Genomic DNA, 19,590 nt, shown 5'->3' with positions numbered 1-19,590 from the left:
CAAAAAATCTATGGTAAGACGTCGTCAGTCAAACTCATCACAAAAAAAACAATCGAGCGGTTTTGTACGAATTATCAGTGGGCTTTGGCGAGGTCGCAAGTTACCCGTTTACGACGCAGAAGGATTACGCCCAACCACCGATCGGGTCAAAGAGACTCTTTTTAACTGGTTGGCTCAAGATATCCCAAGATCTAAGATTTTGGATCTCTTTGCAGGTTCTGGAAGTTTGGGATTTGAATCCGCCAGCCGTCAGGCCCAGCATGTTACTTTGCTTGAAATGAACGCTCAGGCTTACAAACAGCTTCAGTCTAATATTCAAACACTCAATGCCAACAACATCGACGCTATTCATACCGATACTTTAACGTTTTTGAAGCAAGCCGGTACGCCACACGATGTGGTATTCATCGATCCACCTTTTCGTAAAGGGCTGTTGGATGACGTGATACATTTGCTTGAACAAAATGGCTGGTTAAGCGCTAATGCGATGATTTATATTGAATCGGAAAAAGAACTGGTCATTGACGCCGTTCCGGCACATTGGCAATTGCATCGGGAGAAAACCGCCGGTCAGGTTTGCTACCGTTTGTTTGAAAGGGAAGAGAAATGAAAGTACTTCTAATTCTTGCGAAAGCCGCCATCGCTTTTGTTTGGCTGGTATTGTTGTTCAATATTTTCCATCCATTTCCGGGTAAAGCCGCCATTGCGTTGTACATCATGACGGCATTTTTGTTCTTCATGCACGGGCTTCAGATGTTGATTTTCTTGGGGGCGTTCGGTGACAAGATACGCACCACTCGCTGGGAAAAGTGGTCGATACTGGTGTTTGGTATTTTCTCGTTATTGGATATCCGAAGAAAATACATGAGCTAGAAAACGGAGCTCAAGATAAAGAAAAACCGCAATCCTAAAATTGCGGTTTTTTGTTCTTACGTCAATTGAAAGCCCGTCTAATTGAAAGCCTGTAGATTAGCTTTAAGTTTTTATTCCAATGGTGAGCTCTTATGCCATTTTGAAGTAGGCACTGATGCCATCAAGGAACATCTGCGTTGAAATGATCACCAACAAGAGCCCCATTAGGCGCTCTACAGCTTTCAAGCCTCGCTCCCCTAACAGCTTGTGGAAGAAGTCATAAAACATCAGTATTAAAAAGCTGGCACCCCATGCAATCATCACCGCACCGGACCATTCCCAAATTCTCGCGGGTTCCTGATTCGATAACAGCAATAAAGAGGCGATCACCGACGGTCCTGCAATCATTGGAATCGCGATAGGCACAATATACGGCTCTTCTCCCGCCGCTAACCCAACGACACCACCGGGCTGCGGAAAGATCATTTTAATTGCAATGATAAACAGAATAATACCACCGGAAATGCTCAACGTTTCTGCCTGTACATTCAGGAAATTCAGAATTTTCTGACCTGCAAATAGGAACAACAGCAAAATCATCAATGCAAAGACAAGCTCACGAGCGAGCACTTTTCTTCTTCGCTTGGGGTCTAGGTGTTTCAGTATGGACAGCAATACGGGCAAGTTACCCAGCGGATCCATAATCAAAAACAGCATGACAGCAGCGGATAAGATATCCATCTAAAATCTCAAGTCGACATCAAATGCCGACAAGTATATACCCAAGTTACCTTAAGGTTCATGGTTTAAATAAACAGATCAAAATATTAATGCGAACAAACTCTCGCGGCATTCAACGAAATCATCTCACCTTCGACAAATACTTTTTGCCTTTGCACAAAGAACTCAAGCAGCGCTTCTATTTTCATGCCTTCGCGACTACAAGTGTGAAACGTTGCGTTTTCGCCAAAGGACTGCTGTATACGTTCTAGCAGGTGTGGAAGGCTAAGATCTTGCTCGGCTAGCAAATGTAGAACTTGATGTGCGTGTACAGACTGAGACATGGTTTTCTCCAATTTGGAAATGGCCATTCAGACTAACGGAAGGGCTAACCAAGCGGTTGATTTAGCGCAATGATGGTGGAGATAGAGATAAAAAAAAGGCCAATGAAGTAGCTCGCTGAACACCATGCTTCGCCATTACGAATTGGGCTTTTAAAATAGTGCCAAACAAATATTATTTGAGACACAAGCAATATGAGGCACCCAACGACACCCAATAAGCTGACTAAGCTCATTTGAGTCAACCAGACTTCTCCTGAAGCCCACAAGAGCTGCGTCAATACCATTCCAAAGACGCTGATGGGACCAAGCAGCTTATCCAGCTGAGGTAATAGAAGAAGGAAAACAATCACTCCTGCTGCAAAGAGAAAGGCAGGAAACCACCATATAATGTCACTTTCGAGTTGAGCCCAAAACGCACCGCTGATGGCCACAACGGCAAATAAATCGAGAAGAAAGGAAAATTTTAACGTTGGTGAAGTGGAAGCACGTAGGCACTCACTGATCCCAAACATTCCCATACCTAAAAGTAACCACAATGAGGCTTCTGAAAAAGGGACGGTTAACCAAATAGCGGCACAAAGTAAAAACGCGACAATGGGCCTAAAATAGCTGACCGCTCTGTCGGATGCATTTGAAGTTGCAATGTCTATTAGATTGGATTGCTTCACGCCTCATCGACCTCTTTTAACCGTTTCAATCCACCAAATATGGCGACACTCAAAAAGTAGAGGCTCAGTGTAGAGAGAGATAGTTCGAAGTCCAGTAACAAATGTTCATAATTCGATCTAGGTTAATCTTCAAACAGGTTATAGAACAACCACACAACATGATTAAACAATCCATTAACAGTCCTATGAAAAAATCTCATCTCACTCAATCAAAATGGTTTAGATCCTAAAAAATGCATCTATCAGGTTCATTTATTGTTAGATAACCATAAAAACATGACAACAATAGAAAAGTTAATTCATTGATTCAAAAGGAATTAATGAAATCAAAATCACTAACCAAAGCCTACTCACTCCCCTATAGACCGTATTCCATTCATAGTTAAGTTATTGAGCTTCATTTTCTCACTAATGATATTTATTCTCATAGGAATAAAATTGAAACCACTCATCACCATCACAAACTGTGTTTTATTGAAACTAGATAGCTTATGACAGATTGAGAAGACATTTATACAACAAGATATAAAGGGCATAATTTAGCCATAAAATAATCAAATAAAAACAATGAGTTAAAATCAAAATTTGCCATAAATTCGTATTTAGCTCAAAATAAAAACAACAAAAACTTGACGATAAAGTGACGTAAACTGTCATTTATCCGTTAGATTAGTTATCTTTTTAAGGCTTAGAGAAATAATTACTTGATCAAAACCCAAAACAAGTGCTATTCTTTTTGTCAACGGATAAATTACATATTTTAGGAGCAGCGTTATGATTACGTCTTCACAAAGACAAGGACTTGTAATAATTGCAGTAGTTGTTGGTTTAATGACGCTGCCAATGCTTTACATCTAAGTTCTGACGAATCTATTTCTAAATAGAGCGAACAAAAAAGGGTGACGCAATATGCGTCACCCTTTTTACGTATCAATTCTGCTGTTTACAGATGCTTACTGAGCTCTTGCCAGTGAGCATAATAAAAACTCAATGCCGCTAATGTAATCACAATCATTAAACTTAATGCCACTCCCCATATGAATCGACCACTTCTCGGCGTTAGCTCTTTTTCACATTCATCACACAGCTTTAAAAAGCGAATAGGGTCATCAAGATCTTCTTTATGCTCATGAACAAGCAAGTCGCTCGTTGCGGCCACAAAGCGCAACTTATCGATCACGTTATGAGGTAATCGTTCTTCGCAACTTGAAATCAACTGTGCCATCGTTTCACCAGATGCGTGGTATTGTTCCCTAAGCAACTTTTCCAGCTTGCGGGTTCTTGTCACGACTTTTTCAATTTCTGACATTGCCGTCCCTCCCTACTGGGTCGCTGGCGTCACCCTCAGCCAACCAAACCAGTTTCATAACTATAACTCAGCATATACCTAACTTACTGTTTTATGGCTATCCCCGTTTGAATTTAGCGCACTTACCGCAACAAATTCTCTAGCCAGATCACGATTTGTGTTGCATTCCTATGACGAAGCGCCGAGTCAGAGTAAAATTGAACACCATTGTGCTTCATAGATGATATTTCCTCATGCCCGTTACTCTGTTTGCCTTATTGCTCCTTCTCGCACTTGCGGCGGGTTGGTATTTTGTTCAATTTCAAAAACGCCATACTTTTGGCGAAGATGCACCAGAGCAAACAACAGAAGTCACCGTTTTAGACAAACAAATCATTGACGTACCTGATGCCCAGCAAGGAGAGGAACCTCAAGAATATTGGATTTACGTTCAAAAAGGCAAAGTCGGTCCTAAACGTGAATTCCAAATCGGTGTCCACTACTATCATGCGCTGAATCCAGGAGATAAAGGAACGCTGACGTATAAAGGTCAGAAGTTCATGCACTTTGCCATCAAGCGCTAGAGTCAAGTTACTCTATCGTGGCTATGGCACCAACCACCTTGTAAAACTAGACCGAGACAACACCCAGCTCATCCAAAGTGCACCGAAGAACCCAATGCTTGTCCACAGTGGGATAACCCATAATGGGTGGTTACCTTGGTACCATTGCCATTGATACAGAGGTAAAAGCATCAACGGGTGCATCAGATAAATCCCTAAGCTATGACGACTGACAAACGAAACCAAGCGTTTCGCTTTGTCACTTAGCTTGGGAGCAAAGTATCTCACCAATAAAAACAGCGCTGCAGCTTCTATCACTGTGTTAATGGTTTTGTACGACAACCACCGCCCAACTCGATATTGTTCTGCTTCTAAACTCAATGTAATTACTTGGTACGCATTACAAGCCATCGCCATAATGGCCAACGTCCCCATCAGCAAAACGGATGACGTGGACACGCTTTCTTGTTTAAACAGCCAGTAACCTAAAATCAGATACCCCGAAAAAAGCCACAAGTCATTCGACCACACACCATCGATAAAAAACAGATTCAATGTCGTGGTGATGATCCAAACCACTAGCAAGGCAGTCAACGGAGCATGAGCAGCAGCATGTCGAGCCAAATGAGTCAAAAAGGGCGCAACGAAATACAGCGGTATGAAGTAATAAAAAAAACCAAGGTGGTAATAGGTTTCCTGGTTATAAAATGCCGACACTTTTTCCAATAACGCACGGCTGCTAAACCCGTCTTTTAGGGAGTAAGACGCTATCACTGCAAAAAAAAGAGACCAAACCACAAATGGCACAACCACTTTCAACACGCGCCGCTGCATGTAATAACGCAGATTAAAAGTACGCTGATCACTGAGCAATAACGCTCCCGTGATCATGATAAAGATAGGCACCGCCCAACGAATGGCGCTGTTCACCGTTACCGCGCTGAGCCAATGCCCCATCGGAGCATCCCCGAGCAAATGCCGATAGGGACCAAGTACATGAATGGCGACAACGGCAACCGCTGCAATGCATCGCAATAGATCAAAATAGAAAATTCGTTGTTGCATAAATCACTCCCAACTTTCCCAAATATATCAGTAAAAGTCGGGAGCACTATGTTAACCACGGTCAGAAAAGAGGAATCACCGTCAACAACATGTGAATATTTTCTTTTCGTTAGTACAGCTCACATTACGCTGGCTGACGCGTTGCCGCGATCACAATCTCTCGCACACAGACATTTTGTGGCTGGTTATAGGCATAGCTGATCGCATTCGCAATGTCTTCCGGCACAATCACCCCACCCATGTTCTCTTTCCATTCTTCGTAGCCCGCTTTGATGTCATCACTGGTCGTGTGACTGAGCAATTCGGTTTCCACGGCACCTGGTGCAATGGTGATCATACGCACGCTATCATCGGCCACTTCTTCACGGATGTTTTCTGTAATAGCGTGCACAGCAAACTTAGTGCCGCAGTAAGCTGAATGGCTCGGGAACGTTTTGCGACCGGCAATGCTGCTAATGTTGATCACAGTACCGGTTTTGCGAGCCTTCATTTTCGCGAGTACAACATGGATGCCGTTAAGCAAGCCCATCACATTCACATCGAACATGGTTTTCCATTCTTGCGGATCTTGCTCATGGGCATTACCCAGCAGCATCACACCGGCGTTATTGATCAAACCGTCTACTGGACCAAACGCTTTTTCGGCTTCTGCAATCGCAGCTTCAAAGCTTTTCACATCGGTCACATCAACCTTACGACATAGAGTGTTGGGTAAATTTAGCGCTTCCAGTTTTTCAATACGACGCGCCAGCAAAAGCAATGAATACCCTTCTGCTGACAGCTTTTTCGCCGCCGCTTCGCCAATACCTGAACTTGCACCTGTAATCACAATTAATTTCGACATCTTCTTTCTCTCTGTTTCATGGGAACGGGAGACACTATATGGATAAGAGAAATAAATGATAAATATCGTTTTCTGAGGTTTATGATAAATTTAACTTATAGATAAAAACGAGAAGGTCACCATGGATCTACGCTTACTGAAAAGCTTTGTCGCCGTTTACGAAGAGAAGAACATCACGCTAGCCGCAGAACGCTGCTTTGTCTCCCAGCCTTCGATCTCTAACGCCATTAAACAGTTAGAAGAAGAACTGAGTACGTCTCTTTTTGTTCGGCATAAGAAAGGGGTCGATCTCACCGACGAAGCGCATCACCTATATCCGCTGGCGATCCGCTTACTGCATGATGTGCAAAAGCTGCCATCACTGTTTCAAGAACGCAATCAATGCCTCCCCATTAAGCTCGCCACGTTTCCTGACATCAGCCAGTCGGAGCTCGCAAAACTGCTTGCCAAGCTGGCAAAGCACGTCCCGAGCTTACTGATCGAACTCGTGGATCATCACGCGGATTACGATGCTCGAATCTCCTTGGACATGTTTCAACAAGAAGACGAAATCTTCTCGCCACTTTGGGAAGAAGACTACGTGCTTTGTATGCTGCCCGAGCACCCTTTAGCGAAGCAAGACACGGTGGATTTAAACCAACTGCATCAACACGATTTCATCGAATGCCCACCGTGTGAAGCCCACCAGCAAACCGTCGGGCTATTGGCATGTGATGGGTTAGCAGTCAACTTGGTCGCCAAAGCGGAGCACAAAACGCAAGTGATGCATTTAGCACAAGCTGGGGTGGGGATATCCTTTTTGCCAACAGGGGTACTAGAGGCGTCCAACATGCTGGTCACCAAAACGTTAAATGGACCAAGAATGTTTCGCCGGATTGGGTTGTGCTATCCCACCAACACCAGCTTGAACCCTGCCCTTCAACTGGTATTGAAAACATTAAATCGAAAGTAATAGCTTTTCTCTATTGAAGTTATAATTACAATCGATTTTAACTAACCAATAGACATAGCTATTCTCCTCCCATAGCAAAGAAAAACAGCCAACACTTTGGGAGAGCGTTATGAATTCGACACTTATCGGTTTAGACCAACAACAATCTGAAGACCTAGCACAAGCGCTCAATCAGCTGCTCGCCAATTATCAAGTGCTGTACATGAACAGCCGCGGCTACCACTGGAATATCAAAGGTCATGCGTTTTTCGAATTGCATGAAAAATTTGAAGAAATCTACACAGATTTACAAACCAAAGTGGATGAAATCGCAGAACGTATTTTAACCCTAGGGCATACACCACTGCATAGCTTCTCGGAGTACTTAGAAGTCAGCACGATTGAAGAGCACACACGAGCATTCGATGGTCAAAGCACGATGGCGGGGCTTGTAAAGGGGTTGGGTCAACTTATTCGCCAGCAACGTGACATTTTGGTCATTGCTGGCGACGCTAACGATGAAGGCACAGCCGCACAAATGGGCGATTACATCCGAGAACAAGAAAAACTTGTATGGATGCTGAATGCTTGGCTTCAGTAGGGTCTGAAAGGCTCGCCACGGAACATAATCCTTGCACTATTGGGTCTATTGACCCGCTTTAGAGTTCCCCCTCTTTACCCGGCTTCTGCCGGGATTTTTCGTTTTAAACGGTGACGGCTTTATGTTTAGGTCGCTTTATGTTTGAGTAACTTTATGTTTGAGTAACTTTATGTTTGAGTAGCGTGATGATGCTTGGGTAGCTTGATGCTGATAACCGCAGTGAATACTAAGAAACCAAACGACACCCACAAGCACGCCGACAGCCCGGCAACCTGAAAGACCCAGCCAGATAAAACTGTCCCTATCAACCTTCCCATCGCATTGGCCATATAGTAAAAACCGACATCGAGCGAAACCCCATCGCCTTTGGCGTAGCTCACGATCAGGTAGGAATGCAACGACGAGTTGACGGCAAATACCGCCCCAAAGACCATCAAACCAATAACGATAACCCATTGTGGATACCACGACATTTGGATGGCATATGCAATCATGCCCGTGATTGCAGCCAACAACAGCGCCCAATACAATGCGGCGGAACCATCCGGAACTCGCCCTTGTACTTTCCCCGTAATCTTGGGGGCAAAGCCTTGAACAAATCCGTAAGCAATCACCCAGCTCGCGAGAAACCCACCCACCCAAAGGTGATCCCAGCCAAATACTGAACCTAAATACACCGGTAACGCCACAACAAACCAAACATCCCGCGCACCAAACAAAAACATGCGTGCAGCGGAAAGAATGTTAATGCTGTCCGATTTAGAGAAAATCTGGCTGAACTTGGGTTTGTTTTTCGCTTTCCCCATGTTGTTTTCAAGTGCGATTAAGCTGCCAATCAGCACCAAAGACAATACCCCTGCCATCACCAATACCGACGCTTTAAAACCGATAAGAGAAAGCAGTAATCCACCAATAAAGAAGCCCGCACCTTTCAGTGCGTTCTTAGACCCCGTGAGAATGGCGACCCATTTGTAAAGGGCGCCTTGATTGTCCTCTGGTACCAAAGTTTTGATGGCACTTTTGGCGCTCATCTTGTTCAGATCTTTGGCGATACCCGAAAGCGCTTGCGCCGCCATCACCCACGGAATGGTCAACCACACCGTTGGCACAGCCAACATCGCCAGTGCAATGATTTGCATCCCTAAACCAATATTCATGGTGCGATTTAAGCCAAGCCGGGCCCCTAACCAACCGCCGATGAGGTTAGTCACAACACCAAAAAATTCGTAGAAAAGGAACAGCGAAGCGATCGCCAATGTGCTGTAGCCCAAATCGTGGAAATACAGCACCACCAGCATTCTGAGTGCGCCATCCGTCAGCGTGAAATTCCAATAATTGAACGTCACCAACATGTATTGGCGAACACTTTTACTCAGACCTGAAAACATGACAACTCCCATGCTTGGCAGTGAGGGCTAAGGTCAGTTGACCTAGGTAATCAAGCTTTGAGATCATCATGATCTCAAAGCCTTCAAACGATCAATTTCGTTAATGAGAGATCGGCTTATTTCGAGGCATAGTCGGACGCCACACGCTCGATGTACTCCACTTGCACGGGTTTGGTAAACGCCCCCGGACGAAGCGCCTGCACCTCTCGGATAATGTCATCCAGCGCCCAGCCTTGCTCCAGCAGTAAGTGAGCCGCAAACAAACCAGTACGTCCAGACCCTCCCATGCAGTGCATGGCAACGTTACCGTCCTCTTCTAAAATGGCGTGCAAATCTGGGCTGGCTTTTTGCCATTTGGCATTGAACGCTTCACTGGGGGCGCAATCGTCTTCAATTTCAATTTGAAACCATTTCATGCCCAATAGCTCCGTTAATGCCCCTAGCTCTGCGACATCTTTATGGGTCAGTTCGGCATCGCTCAAAGCGGTCACTATGGCTTGCACTCCTTGAGATTGAAGTTGCTTGAGAGAATCCTCTAAAGAGACGCCTTTTGTGCCTGGGCAAGGCGTTAAAACCAAACCACCGATTTCTAGATCTAAATTCCAAGTAGGATGAGACATGTTTTCCCTCTTTATGCCAAACCAACGTGACGTACTAATTCTGCCGTACGAGTCGCGTAGCCCATTTCGTTGTCATACCACGCATAGATTTTCACCATTCGAGTTCCCACCACCATGGTTGAAAGCGCGTCAACAACCGTAGAACGTTGGTCGCCTTTGTAATCAATCGATACCAGTGGGCGCTCTTCAAAGCCAAGAATGCCTTTCAATTCACCTTCCGAGGCTTCTTTTAGCAACGCATTCACTTCTTCAGGTGTGGTGTCTGTTTTCACATCGAAAATGATGTCGGTTAACGATGCATTCGCGAGCGGCACGCGCACTGCGTGGCCATTAATCTTGCCTTTTAGATCAGGGAAAATGTCCACAATCGCGGTTGCACTGCCCGTTGTCGTGGGGATTAAGCTCATGCCACATGCCCGTGCACGACGAAGATCTTTATGAGGCGCATCCAAAATGGTTTGGGTATTGGTTAAATCGTGGATCGTTGTGAAAGAGGCATGTGCTATCCCCAACTTCTCATGGATGACTTTCACAACAGGGGCGATACAGTTTGTGGTGCAGGAGGCAGCGGTCACAATTTTATGCGTCGCTGGATCGAAGATATGGTCATTCACGCCCACAACGATGTTCGCAATGCCTTCTTCCTTTACTGGCGCGGATACCACAACACGCTTCACACCCTGCTCTAAATATTGGTTCAGGAAAGAGGTTTGGCGATGCACACCTGTCGCTTCAATCACCACATCACAACCAGACCAATCTGTGTCTGCAATAGAGGCATTTTGAGAGGTCGTGATTCGCTGTCCGTTGATCACAATGTCGTCGTTATCGACGTTCACTTCGTATTGCCAGCGTCCTTGAATTGAATCAAATTCCAGCAAATGGCCTAAGGTTTTTGCATTGCCTGCCACATCGTTAATGTGAACAAACTCGATTTCAGACCAATCAAACGCCGCACGCAGTGCTAGGCGACCAATTCTGCCAAAACCATTAATTCCTACTTTAATTGTCATCGTTTTTTTCTTCCATTTAGGGAAATTGTGATACCCAAGTGACCTCAAGATGCGAGTTCAGGGGACAAATCTACTGGCACGGCCTGTCAGCGCGATTCAAGCGCTCAATATCCGCCCGATACTGCACTTTCAAACATTCCGAAGTGGCAATACCCTCAATCACGTTCTTTAGCCATCCAGGCAATTCTGAAGAGATTTGGTAATACACCCATTGCCCACGGCGTTCATCCAACAACACACCCGATTGCCTTAATTGTGCAAGGTGGCGTGAGATTTTGGGCTGGCTCTCTTCCAATGCATCCATTAATTCACACACACAAAGGCTGCCTTCTCGGGCGAGAAGCAGTAAGCATCTCAAACGCGTTTCGTCTGACAGCATCTTGAAAAACAGGTGAGGTAACATAGCCGTCCTTAGTATATTCGCATATCCGTATATATTAAAAAATAATGGCTTTAGGTCAAGAGAGGAAGAATGAATTCATAGAATTGTCATATAGCTTATGGGGGTATTAAAGAGGGGAAAGCCGCTTTTAAAGCTTCCCTTCTACGGCTTTAGGTGGCTTCATATTAGTCAGTATCATGGCTTGCATGTGCTCACTCCAGTTCATGGCTTCGTGAAGTTCATTACGCACATCATCCACTTTCAGTTGTAATGAGTGGCATAAGCTCTCAACGCCATCCCAATCAGCGTTCTCAAAGTGCTCTTCAAGCGTCAGCAACTGACCCAGTGGGCCTTCTCGCTGGAGCAAAGCAATATTGATTTCGGCACATAATGGGAGCTGCTCAAGTAAGCTGTCCATAGAATGGTCGAGAAAGGAATCCAACAATGAGAAGAGTCCAATAATGAACGCTTGATCACGTTGGCTATCGAAAGGACGGTAACGGGTCATTAAATGGCAGAAACGCGCACGCTGCAAAGAGAGTTTGTGCAATTCCAACGGTTTTTTATTCGACACATAAGACGCCACAACCAAAGAGACAAACTGTTTCAGTTTATCCTGTCCAAGGTAAACCAATGCTTGTCTAAACGAGGATATGGGCACCGAGATTCTGGGCGTCATACCATTGACAAAACGCAGCAATTGATAGCTGAGCGTCACATCTTGAGTCACCAACATTTCGATGCGATCGTAGTCAACATTGGCTTGGCAAACTTCTTGGAAAAGCTCAAGTGAAAGCATTTGCTCTGGTTTGACGGCGCGATTACGAATGACTTCTGGTTTGCTGAAGAAAAAGCCTTGGAAAAAATCGAAACCCGCTTCACGCGCCGCCTGAAACTCCTGATACGTTTCAACTCGCTCGGCTAGGAATTTGCATTTAGACCCTGCGGCTATTTTTTGGCGAACGTATTCACACGCCTGCTCGATACCCACTTGCATCAGATCAATCTTGATGATTTTTGCATAAGGAACAAATCGCTCCCATTCTTCACCCAAATCAAAGTCGTCTAACGCAATGGCGTAACCATGGCGGTGCAAATAGCGGAGGGCGTGCAGCAAATCCTCGGTTGGACGGCACGTTTCCAGCACTTCGACAATGATTTGTTCTTTGGGCAACGCCATAGGTAACAAGCGAATCAGGCTTTCGTGAGGAAAGTTAATGAAATAGCGGGAAACTTTAGACGTCGCGTCGCTGCCAAAAGTGAGGAAGTTCTCAGCGATCAAGCGGTAGGTCGCACGATTGGAATCCACATGAGCGGGAAATGCGTTATGCTCCCCGTCCCTGAATAGTAGTTCATAGCCTATGGTTTGGCATTTATTATTCAGAATAGGTTGCCGTGCAACATAGGTGTACATAGATAATTACCCAAAACCACAAACTAAAGGTATCACTGACCCGAGAAGATACCGTATTTCCATGCGTATCGGTAGTCCAAATTATTAATATCCACCAATGCTACGCTTTTGCCGTCGCCAGCAAAGCACCACAACCGATAAACATGGAGCCAAAAAACCGATTCATTCTCAACATCATCTTTTCTGATCGGATAAAGCGGCTTAATTGCGCAGCCATTCCGGTGTAAAAAAGCATGACAACAATATCAATGACAACGGTAGCTATGCCAAGTATGGCAAGTTGAGTCATCTGATCTTGAGCCGGATCGATAAACTGTGGAAACAGGGCAACGAGGAAAACAATCGACTTCGGATTGGTCAAATTGATGAAAGCCGCACTTCGCATCAATTGCCATCCAGAGGTTTGTTTTGGCTCTGTAGAAACGGTTAAGCTTTTGGTTTCTCGCCATTTTTGGACACCAAGAAAAATGAGATAGCCCACACCAACCCATTTGATTACAGTGAAGACCATTGCGGACTGTGCAACCAAGGTGCCTATCCCTGCTCCGACTAAAACAATATGAAAAGTAAGCCCAATTTGTAAACCCACGATCGCAGGTAACGACTTACGCATCCCATAATTGATACCATTGCTGATCGAGTTCACAGTTCCTGAGCCCGGTGCGAAACTAAAAATGATTGCCGTGAAGATATAGGTCAATAAAACTTGGGTATCCATTTCTGCCATCCTTTTTTCATTCAGTCGTCACTTTCGGCGTACAATATACTTACAGCCGACCATCTAACAGAGAAAACCATGAGCGAATTCGCCTCCTCCTCCCCCCCGTTCAGTCAGGAAGACTCCTTTTCGCAATATTATGCCCAACAGATTGCGCCTTTTTGGCAACAAAGGCAACACGGCTACTCGCAGGGCACCAACAACCAACGCCTCTATTGGATCGCTCTGACGTCACCGAAACACACCAAAGCCATTATGGTGGTGAATGGGCGTATTGAAAGCACCTGGAAATACCAAGAACTCTTCTTCGATCTCTTCCAACAAGGCTACGACATCTACTCTTACGATCATCGGGGTCAGGGCTTGTCCGATAGGCTCACAGCAAACCCAGAGTTAGGGCACGTGATGGACTTTAGCGATTATGTGGACGACATGGCGTTAATGGTCGAACAATTCCACTTCTCGCGTTACGAACACTCCTTCTTACTGGGGCATTCGATGGGCGGAGCGATCTGCACTCGGTATTTGCAAACCCACCCCAACCATCCGTTTGTCGCGACGGCACTCTGCGCCCCTATGTTTGGCGTCAATTTGTCTTGGTACATGCGCCCAATAGCACGATGGCTCAGTGTGCTTCTCGACACCTTGTCAAGCCAACCCAACTTTGCCCTAGGTCAAGGCGCATATTGGAGTAAACCCTTCGAAAACAACCCACTCACATTGAGCAAAGTACGCTACACATGGTTTCGTGATTTGTATGAATCCATGCCGCAGCTCAAACTCGGTGGACCAAGTAGCCGCTGGGTATCGCAAAGCCTGACCTCAGCGCAAACCTGTGTCGATAATGCCGCCGACATCACAACCCCTCTGTTGCTGCTGCAAGCGGGCGATGACATCATTGTGAGCAATCAAGCGCAATCGAAATTTATGCAAAACCTAAAACAGGAGAAACGCACCTCCCAGATGGTTAGCCTGCCTGGCTCCCGACATGAGTTGCTGTTTGAACGTGATCACATACGCAACACCGCCCTTGAAAACATTCTTGGTTTCTTTCAAAGAAATACCCCGCATCATAATTAGGGTCTGTTGCCTCTGGCAGCCTAAAAGAGGAAATGCGGAATTACCCTCTTTTTTGTTTAACGACTGAATTAGACTAAGGTTTGTTGATAGTTTCCCCACTGATAACGATGAGTACCCACATACCTTATGAAGACGACTACCAGCGATTCCAATGTCAACGATTCTGCATTTCACATCGTCGCCTCCGACCTCGACGGAACACTCCTTGCGCCTAACCACCAGCTCAGTGAGTTCACTAAATCCACACTGAAAGCCCTACATCAGCAAGGCACCCATTTTATTTTCGCCACGGGCAGACACCACGTCGATGTGGCTGGAATTCGGAGCCAAGCGGGCATTCCCGCTTATATGATCACGTCGAATGGGGCTCGTGTGCACGACACCAATGATAACTTGATGTACAGCCAGAATGTGCCTTCCGATCTGGTGCAACCTATTGTAGACATCATCAAAGCAGACCAAGACATCGTCATTCATCTGTACCAGAATGAATCATGGTTACTGGATCGCGAAGACGAAACACTCAAACATTTCCACAAGGAATCTGGCTTTACGTATCAACGCTTTGAGGTGGATAACGCCCCAACCGATGGGATTGCCAAGTTGTTTTTCACCTACCCCGATCATGACCATTTGGTTCGATTTGAAGGTTATTTGAATGAAGCCTTTGGCGACAGGCTGAACGTCGCCTTTTCCACACCGTGGTGCTTAGAAGTCATGGCCGCTGGCGTGTCAAAAGGGGACGCGTTGGAAGCGGTTGCCAAACAACTGGGCTTTGGGCTTGAACACTGCATCGCGTTTGGTGATGGCATGAATGACGTTGAAATGTTAGCCATGGCGGGCAAAGGGCTGGTCATGGAAACGTCTCATGAAAAAGTGAAACTTGCCCTGCCCAACAACGACATCATTGGCAGCAACGCTGACGATGCCGTTGCGCACTACCTCAAAGCGCATTTGATAAGAAACGATTAACCCTTACTCCTGCGCCAAAATCGTCTGCCACTCTTGTTCCGACACCGGCATAATGGACAGGCGATTTCCTCTTTTTACCAAAGGCAATTCACTCAATTCGGGTAAAGACTTGAGCTTGGCTAATGGGATTAACCTATCCAGTTTACGAACAAACTCGATGTCCACCATCACCCAACGTGGGTTTTCAGGGTCTGACTTCGAATCATAGTAATCACTGTCTTCATCAAACTGGAAGTGGTCAGGGTAGGCTTCTTTCGTCACTCTCGCAATGCCGGCCACCCCTATATGTTTGCAAGATGAATGATAGATAAACACCAAATCGCCGACTTTTATCTCATCTCGCATCATGTTACGCGCTTGATAATTGCGCACTCCCTCCCAACACGATACATTTTTCACTCGCAGAGTATCGATAGAAAACTCATCTGGTTCAGTTTTAAATAACCAATATGACATAATATCTCTCACATTATTCGAAGGCTGGCTTGAGGTTAATTTTAATGAAATCCCTGATTTTTTCGACTTTCATTGGTAGCACACTGATATTACAGGGTTGTGCACAGACCAACGTACCGGAAATCGAGCCTGAAAAATCGACTCCCGTCACCATTGATCAGCCAGAAATCGTACCACAAACCTTTATGCTACATGGCGAAGTCGTGCTCGGACATGAAACCCGAACCATCGCGCCGTGTGGTGGAAAATTACAATACTGGCTGGATATCGAACCAGAAGCATTCCAACGCATTCAAGGGTTAGTCAAACGCCCCTATCAACCGCTTTATGGTGAAATGATTGGCTACCTTGCACCGCCACCGAAAGACGGCTTCGCCGCGGATTTTGCGGCGCGCTTTGTCGTAACGGACATTAATCATGTCAGTGCACAATCTCCTTCGCGTTGCGACGCCCCCTTACACTCCACTTACGCCTCAGGCAGCGAGCCTTTCTGGAAAGCAACATTCAAACAAGACCAAATCCAACTCGCGGTATTAGGCAAAGAGAGTCAATCCTACACAGTTAGAAAAACCGAGATTTCCCCGCTGAAACGCACCTACCATGTCGACAACGGCAATCTCGTGTTCACCAAAGCGCATTGTGTGGATACCAGCAGTGGCGATGTATTCAGTTGGTCTGCGACATTCAACACCCCAAACAACCAATATCTAGGCTGTGGTGCACTCTCCAATGGTGACTCAAGTCATGACTGGCTAGGAAGCTATCGTGCGACCAGTACCCAAAATCAAGGGTTCTCGGTGCAATTGGAACTCAACTCGGATCACAGCGCCAATACACATTACCACTACAGCAATGGCGACCCGAGCACACAAGAGAAAGGATACTGGCAACAGCTCAATCCCAATCAAATCAAAGTGACGATGACGCACTACCAAAACCAACCTCTGCTTTCCGAACGCATTTACACCCGTTCAGGTTCAAGCCTAAAAGCGGTGAAAGAAAAAGTGAACGGCGTGGTTTACCCCATCCAAGGAAATGGGTTGGAACTGTTTGCCGACAGCCAATCTTACACTAGCGAAATGGCTGTACCCGGCCCCGCCTCGAATCCGCCACTAAAAGGTGCCGATGTCTCCTCTTCCATTGCATTCGATGCCGATGTCGATCAAGCACTTCGCCAGTACTTCATACTGCATAAAACCGACCCCGCCAACACGCGATACCGCTGGCTTAAATACGATCTCAACCAAGACGGAAGCCCTGAGTTACTGACTTATCTGGATTGGTGTGGTAACGCTGGTTGCACGCTTCTCATTTTTGAAGAACAAGGCAATGGTTTTGAAGAACAAGGCAACGGTTGGCGCTTTCACTCAAGAGTGACTCAAGTACCAGTCCCGTTCCAAGTCAGCCAGCACAACAAGCTCGGTTGGCATGATCTGGAAATGCGCGTGAACGGTGCACAAGGTTCTAGCACACATACACTGTCTTTTGATGGCATCAGTTATCCGATGATCCCAAGCCATGCTCCGGAGCTTTGGTCGCCTTCCCAATCCGTTGTCACGCTGTTCGCAGATGGAGAGGCCCCACAAAGTGGCGTTCAGATGTAGCATGACGGCTGAAAAGAAACACACGACAACCTGTCGCGGCTGCGGTCTTACTTTTAACTGTGTGTGCGACGGCTTACCCAGTCTCGAAGCAGACTGGGATTTGGTGCTTCTTACACACCCGAATGAAACTCGGCGTGAAACCAACACCGGACAGTGGTTACACAAATCATTGGCACAGTGCCAAGTGTTTGAATGGAGCCGCACACGCATACCGGCTGAATTGAAGACGATGTTAGAAAACCCCAACAATCAGCCCATTTTACTGTTTCCCAGTGACAGCAGCCGATTATTGACGTCAGCCGCCATTCACGATAATTCAAAACGCATCGTGTTTATTGTATTGGATGGCACATGGCAGGAAGCACAAAAAATGTATAATCGGAGCGATTGGCTACAGTCGCTTCCTCACTGGCATATTCAAATGTCTGGAGATTCGTGTTATTCCCTTCGTCGGAATCAGGCGTCTGGGCACTTTTGCACGCTCGAAGTGGGTATCCATTTATTATCTCTATCTCATCACACCACATTGCCTAAACAGAATAACAGCGAGCCGCTAAAAGCGTTTTTTGAACATTATTTAAATGTCTATCGAGCCGACAAGAGTGGGCATCCATGGAAAGGAAGCAATCGTGACCAATGATCAAAACAACCCGTTGATTGCGCAATTTCACCGCCAAAAATTGGCGTTTGAAGGCGAAAAACACCCAAGTTTGAGTGAACGAAAACAACGCCTCACGGCACTTAAAGAAGCACTCCTACTCCATCAAGACGCGCTTTGCGAAGCAGCCGCAAAAGATTTTGGCGCAAAGCACCACTATGAAACACTACTAACGGATATTCTGCCTTGCATTCAGCAAATCAAATATACGCTTAAACACCTAAAAAGCTGGATGAAGCCGGAAAGGCGCAAAACGGGGTTAGTGCTGGCGTTATCTAACGTCCGAGTGCACCCTCAACCTCTAGGCGTAATCGGTGTGATAGCCCCATGGAACTTTCCTGTTTTTATGTCGATAGGGCCATTAATTACCGCTTTAGCCGCAGGCAACCGAGTCATGATAAAGGTGAGCGAGTTTACACCGCAAACCAACCAAGTTTTGGTCAAGCTACTCAAAAGTGTGTTTTCGTCGGAGCTCGTTCACATAGTGGAAGGAGACGCGGCCATCGCTGCGCAATTTTCTTCCTTGCCCTTTGACCACCTGCTGTTTACAGGCTCCACTGAAGTGGGGCGGAAGGTCATGCAATCTGCAGCGTTAAACTTAACGCCCGTCACCCTAGAGTTAGGTGGCAAAAGCCCAGTGATCATCGCGCCAGACATGGACATGAACGACGCCGTTGAGCGGTTAATCTATGGCAAGACGCTCAACGCTGGTCAAATTTGCGTGTCGCCTGATTATGTGATGATTCCGGAAGGCAAAGCGAAAGACTTTGTTTTTGCCTATAAGCATCACTTCGGCTACCTGTACCCTTCTGGTGTGAATTGCGAAAGTTACACCAGTATCATTAACCAAACGCATTTCGACCGACTTCAATCATGGCTCGACGAAGCAGAGCAAGGGGGCGCATGGATTGAACCTGCCAACAAATACTCGATTGATAGTAGCCAACGCAAAATGGTCACTCAGTTGGTGATGGATGCACCGGAAGACAGCCAATTGATGCAAAACGAAATTTTCGGTCCTGTCTTACCGATTGTGACGTACCAATCCCTCGATGACGCCATTCAATACGTCAATCAAAGACCAAAACCGTTGGCGCTTTATGTGTTTTCCCACGATAAAAACAGCGTCAATCATGTGTTGGAAAAAACACAATCCGGTGGGGCATGTGTGAACGACACCATTTTGCAAGTGGTGGCTGAAGATGCGCCATTTGGTGGTGTGGGGAGTTCTGGGATGGGCAGTTACCACGGAAAAGAAGGGTTCCTGACGTTCAGCAACCAACGCACTGTCGTTGCTCGAAAGAAGCTTTACCCGACTCGCATGATCCACCCACCATTTCGCCGCATTCACCAATTGGTGCGCAAATGGCTCCTTCGCTAACAAAGCTCTGTGCTAACGAGCCTCTGCT

The 19,590-nt window shown here is 46.1% G+C and carries 23 protein-coding genes; 10 read left to right on the top strand and 13 right to left on the bottom strand.

What is annotated here, in order from left to right; genetic code table 11:
* Positions 1–10 precede the first annotated feature (10 nt).
* Both rsmD and HC752_RS20665 read left to right on the top strand, forming a co-directional pair.
* Complete coding sequence (rsmD, locus tag HC752_RS20670) at positions 11–610, top strand: 16S rRNA (guanine(966)-N(2))-methyltransferase RsmD (protein ID WP_190337097.1); 600 nt, start codon at positions 11–13, stop codon at positions 608–610.
* On the top strand, positions 607–873 hold the full coding sequence (locus HC752_RS20665; protein WP_190337096.1) for a DUF1145 domain-containing protein: 267 nt from the start codon (positions 607–609) through the stop codon (positions 871–873). Before rsmD ends, HC752_RS20665 begins: the two co-directional genes overlap by 4 nt.
* 129 nt (positions 874–1,002) lie before the next feature.
* Here HC752_RS20665 and HC752_RS20660 read toward each other — a convergent pair whose 3' ends face one another.
* From HC752_RS20660 to HC752_RS20645, 4 genes are all read right to left on the bottom strand, one after another.
* Complete coding sequence (locus HC752_RS20660; protein WP_190337095.1) at positions 1,003–1,593, bottom strand: YhgN family NAAT transporter; 591 nt, start codon at positions 1,591–1,593, stop codon at positions 1,003–1,005.
* A gap of 86 nt (positions 1,594–1,679) precedes the next feature.
* Entirely contained in the window at positions 1,680–1,916 is a 237-nt protein-coding gene (locus HC752_RS20655; protein WP_190337094.1) for a YecH family metal-binding protein, read from the bottom strand.
* A 44-nt stretch (positions 1,917–1,960) separates the two neighbouring features.
* Positions 1,961–2,584 carry a lysoplasmalogenase family protein gene (locus tag HC752_RS20650; protein ID WP_190337093.1) on the bottom strand — a complete coding sequence of 208 codons (624 nt, stop codon included), beginning with the start codon at positions 2,582–2,584 and terminating at the stop codon, positions 1,961–1,963.
* Between the two features lie 943 nt (positions 2,585–3,527).
* Entirely contained in the window at positions 3,528–3,893 is a 366-nt protein-coding gene (locus HC752_RS20645; RefSeq protein WP_190337092.1) for a DUF4145 domain-containing protein, read from the bottom strand.
* A 233-nt stretch (positions 3,894–4,126) separates the two neighbouring features.
* Between HC752_RS20645 and HC752_RS20640 the strand changes: the two genes are divergently transcribed.
* A complete protein-coding gene (locus tag HC752_RS20640; RefSeq protein WP_190337091.1) occupies positions 4,127–4,456 on the top strand; it encodes a DUF2500 domain-containing protein in 330 nt (109 codons plus the stop codon).
* 21 nt (positions 4,457–4,477) lie between these two features.
* Here HC752_RS20640 and HC752_RS20635 read toward each other — a convergent pair whose 3' ends face one another.
* Positions 4,478–5,500 (bottom strand): acyltransferase, encoded by a 1,023-nt coding sequence (locus tag HC752_RS20635; protein ID WP_190337090.1) that lies wholly within the window; start codon positions 5,498–5,500, stop codon positions 4,478–4,480.
* A gap of 124 nt (positions 5,501–5,624) precedes the next feature.
* A complete protein-coding gene (locus HC752_RS20630; protein WP_190337089.1) occupies positions 5,625–6,344 on the bottom strand; it encodes an SDR family oxidoreductase in 720 nt (239 codons plus the stop codon).
* Between the two features lie 121 nt (positions 6,345–6,465).
* Between HC752_RS20630 and HC752_RS20625 the strand changes: the two genes are divergently transcribed.
* Together HC752_RS20625 and HC752_RS20620 are read left to right on the top strand one after the other, a co-directional pair.
* Positions 6,466–7,296 (top strand): LysR family transcriptional regulator, encoded by an 831-nt coding sequence (locus HC752_RS20625; RefSeq protein WP_190337088.1) that lies wholly within the window; start codon positions 6,466–6,468, stop codon positions 7,294–7,296.
* Positions 7,297–7,405: 109 nt separating this feature from the next.
* Positions 7,406–7,876 carry a Dps family protein gene (locus HC752_RS20620; RefSeq protein WP_190337087.1) on the top strand — a complete coding sequence of 157 codons (471 nt, stop codon included), beginning with the start codon at positions 7,406–7,408 and terminating at the stop codon, positions 7,874–7,876.
* 167 nt (positions 7,877–8,043) lie between these two features.
* Here the strand turns inward: HC752_RS20620 and arsJ are convergent, their stop codons facing one another.
* From arsJ to rhtB, 6 genes are all read right to left on the bottom strand, one after another.
* Positions 8,044–9,264 carry an organoarsenical effux MFS transporter ArsJ gene (gene arsJ / locus HC752_RS20615; protein WP_190337086.1) on the bottom strand — a complete coding sequence of 407 codons (1,221 nt, stop codon included), beginning with the start codon at positions 9,262–9,264 and terminating at the stop codon, positions 8,044–8,046.
* A 116-nt stretch (positions 9,265–9,380) separates the two neighbouring features.
* Positions 9,381–9,884 (bottom strand): cyclin-dependent kinase inhibitor 3 family protein, encoded by a 504-nt coding sequence (locus tag HC752_RS20610; RefSeq protein ID WP_190337085.1) that lies wholly within the window; start codon positions 9,882–9,884, stop codon positions 9,381–9,383.
* Positions 9,885–9,895: 11 nt separating this feature from the next.
* Positions 9,896–10,897: an ArsJ-associated glyceraldehyde-3-phosphate dehydrogenase gene (locus HC752_RS20605; protein WP_190337084.1), complete on the bottom strand. Its 1,002-nt coding sequence runs from the start codon at positions 10,895–10,897 to the stop codon at positions 9,896–9,898.
* Positions 10,898–10,967: 70 nt separating this feature from the next.
* Complete coding sequence (locus tag HC752_RS20600; protein WP_190337083.1) at positions 10,968–11,300, bottom strand: metalloregulator ArsR/SmtB family transcription factor; 333 nt, start codon at positions 11,298–11,300, stop codon at positions 10,968–10,970.
* Positions 11,301–11,427: 127 nt separating this feature from the next.
* Positions 11,428–12,693 (bottom strand): EAL and HDOD domain-containing protein, encoded by a 1,266-nt coding sequence (locus tag HC752_RS20595; protein WP_190337082.1) that lies wholly within the window; start codon positions 12,691–12,693, stop codon positions 11,428–11,430.
* 100 nt (positions 12,694–12,793) lie between these two features.
* Positions 12,794–13,411: a homoserine/homoserine lactone efflux protein gene (gene rhtB / locus HC752_RS20590; protein WP_190337081.1), complete on the bottom strand. Its 618-nt coding sequence runs from the start codon at positions 13,409–13,411 to the stop codon at positions 12,794–12,796.
* Positions 13,412–13,489: 78 nt separating this feature from the next.
* On the opposite strand from rhtB, the gene HC752_RS20585 reads away from it, so the two are divergent.
* Both HC752_RS20585 and HC752_RS20580 read left to right on the top strand, forming a co-directional pair.
* The gene (locus tag HC752_RS20585) at positions 13,490–14,491 is read left to right on the top strand and encodes an alpha/beta fold hydrolase (RefSeq protein ID WP_190337080.1); all 1,002 of its coding nucleotides are present in this window, start codon (positions 13,490–13,492) and stop codon (positions 14,489–14,491) included.
* Between the two features lie 126 nt (positions 14,492–14,617).
* Positions 14,618–15,463 (top strand): Cof-type HAD-IIB family hydrolase, encoded by an 846-nt coding sequence (locus HC752_RS20580; protein ID WP_190337079.1) that lies wholly within the window; start codon positions 14,618–14,620, stop codon positions 15,461–15,463.
* A 3-nt stretch (positions 15,464–15,466) separates the two neighbouring features.
* On the opposite strand, the gene HC752_RS20575 is transcribed toward HC752_RS20580, so the two are convergent.
* Complete coding sequence (locus tag HC752_RS20575) at positions 15,467–15,919, bottom strand: EVE domain-containing protein (protein ID WP_190337078.1); 453 nt, start codon at positions 15,917–15,919, stop codon at positions 15,467–15,469.
* A 44-nt stretch (positions 15,920–15,963) separates the two neighbouring features.
* Here HC752_RS20575 and HC752_RS20570 point away from each other — a divergent pair, with 44 nt between their 5' ends.
* From HC752_RS20570 to HC752_RS20560, 3 genes are read left to right on the top strand one after another with little or no spacing between them, the layout of a single operon-like run.
* Entirely contained in the window at positions 15,964–17,523 is a 1,560-nt protein-coding gene (locus tag HC752_RS20570; RefSeq protein WP_190337077.1) for a hypothetical protein, read from the top strand.
* 1 nt (position 17,524) lies between these two features.
* The gene (locus HC752_RS20565) at positions 17,525–18,163 is read left to right on the top strand and encodes a tRNA-uridine aminocarboxypropyltransferase (protein ID WP_190337076.1); all 639 of its coding nucleotides are present in this window, start codon (positions 17,525–17,527) and stop codon (positions 18,161–18,163) included.
* Positions 18,153–19,562, top strand: a complete 1,410-nt coding sequence (locus HC752_RS20560; RefSeq protein ID WP_190337075.1) for an aldehyde dehydrogenase family protein — start codon at positions 18,153–18,155, stop codon at positions 19,560–19,562. The genes HC752_RS20565 and HC752_RS20560 overlap by 11 nt, the downstream gene beginning before the upstream one ends.
* The last annotated feature ends 28 nt before the right edge of the window (positions 19,563–19,590 follow it).

Origin of the sequence: Vibrio sp. S9_S30 (genome assembly GCF_014694455.1) — a bacterium.
Classification (GTDB): Bacteria; Pseudomonadota; Gammaproteobacteria; order Enterobacterales; family Vibrionaceae; genus Vibrio.
This window is presented reverse-complemented; position numbering and strand designations above follow the sequence as displayed.

Coding starts and splice junctions, on each gene's coding strand:
- HC752_RS20640 (WP_190337091.1), top strand. CDS start 4,127: ATGCCCGTTACTCTGTTTGCCTTATTGCTCCTTCTCGCACTTGCGGCG.
- HC752_RS20655 (WP_190337094.1), bottom strand. CDS start 1,916: ATGTCTCAGTCTGTACACGCACATCAAGTTCTACATTTGCTAGCCGAG.
- HC752_RS20580 (WP_190337079.1), top strand. CDS start 14,618: ATGAAGACGACTACCAGCGATTCCAATGTCAACGATTCTGCATTTCAC.
- HC752_RS20605 (WP_190337084.1), bottom strand. CDS start 10,897: ATGACAATTAAAGTAGGAATTAATGGTTTTGGCAGAATTGGTCGCCTA.
- rsmD (WP_190337097.1), top strand. CDS start 11: ATGGTAAGACGTCGTCAGTCAAACTCATCACAAAAAAAACAATCGAGC.
- HC752_RS20585 (WP_190337080.1), top strand. CDS start 13,490: ATGAGCGAATTCGCCTCCTCCTCCCCCCCGTTCAGTCAGGAAGACTCC.
- HC752_RS20630 (WP_190337089.1), bottom strand. CDS start 6,344: ATGTCGAAATTAATTGTGATTACAGGTGCAAGTTCAGGTATTGGCGAA.
- arsJ (WP_190337086.1), bottom strand. CDS start 9,264: ATGTTTTCAGGTCTGAGTAAAAGTGTTCGCCAATACATGTTGGTGACG.
- HC752_RS20635 (WP_190337090.1), bottom strand. CDS start 5,500: ATGCAACAACGAATTTTCTATTTTGATCTATTGCGATGCATTGCAGCG.
- HC752_RS20645 (WP_190337092.1), bottom strand. CDS start 3,893: ATGTCAGAAATTGAAAAAGTCGTGACAAGAACCCGCAAGCTGGAAAAG.
- HC752_RS20595 (WP_190337082.1), bottom strand. CDS start 12,693: ATGTACACCTATGTTGCACGGCAACCTATTCTGAATAATAAATGCCAA.
- HC752_RS20600 (WP_190337083.1), bottom strand. CDS start 11,300: ATGTTACCTCACCTGTTTTTCAAGATGCTGTCAGACGAAACGCGTTTG.
- HC752_RS20660 (WP_190337095.1), bottom strand. CDS start 1,593: ATGGATATCTTATCCGCTGCTGTCATGCTGTTTTTGATTATGGATCCG.
- HC752_RS20570 (WP_190337077.1), top strand. CDS start 15,964: ATGAAATCCCTGATTTTTTCGACTTTCATTGGTAGCACACTGATATTA.
- HC752_RS20610 (WP_190337085.1), bottom strand. CDS start 9,884: ATGTCTCATCCTACTTGGAATTTAGATCTAGAAATCGGTGGTTTGGTT.
- HC752_RS20565 (WP_190337076.1), top strand. CDS start 17,525: ATGACGGCTGAAAAGAAACACACGACAACCTGTCGCGGCTGCGGTCTT.
- HC752_RS20625 (WP_190337088.1), top strand. CDS start 6,466: ATGGATCTACGCTTACTGAAAAGCTTTGTCGCCGTTTACGAAGAGAAG.
- HC752_RS20620 (WP_190337087.1), top strand. CDS start 7,406: ATGAATTCGACACTTATCGGTTTAGACCAACAACAATCTGAAGACCTA.
- rhtB (WP_190337081.1), bottom strand. CDS start 13,411: ATGGATACCCAAGTTTTATTGACCTATATCTTCACGGCAATCATTTTT.
- HC752_RS20575 (WP_190337078.1), bottom strand. CDS start 15,919: ATGTCATATTGGTTATTTAAAACTGAACCAGATGAGTTTTCTATCGAT.
- HC752_RS20665 (WP_190337096.1), top strand. CDS start 607: ATGAAAGTACTTCTAATTCTTGCGAAAGCCGCCATCGCTTTTGTTTGG.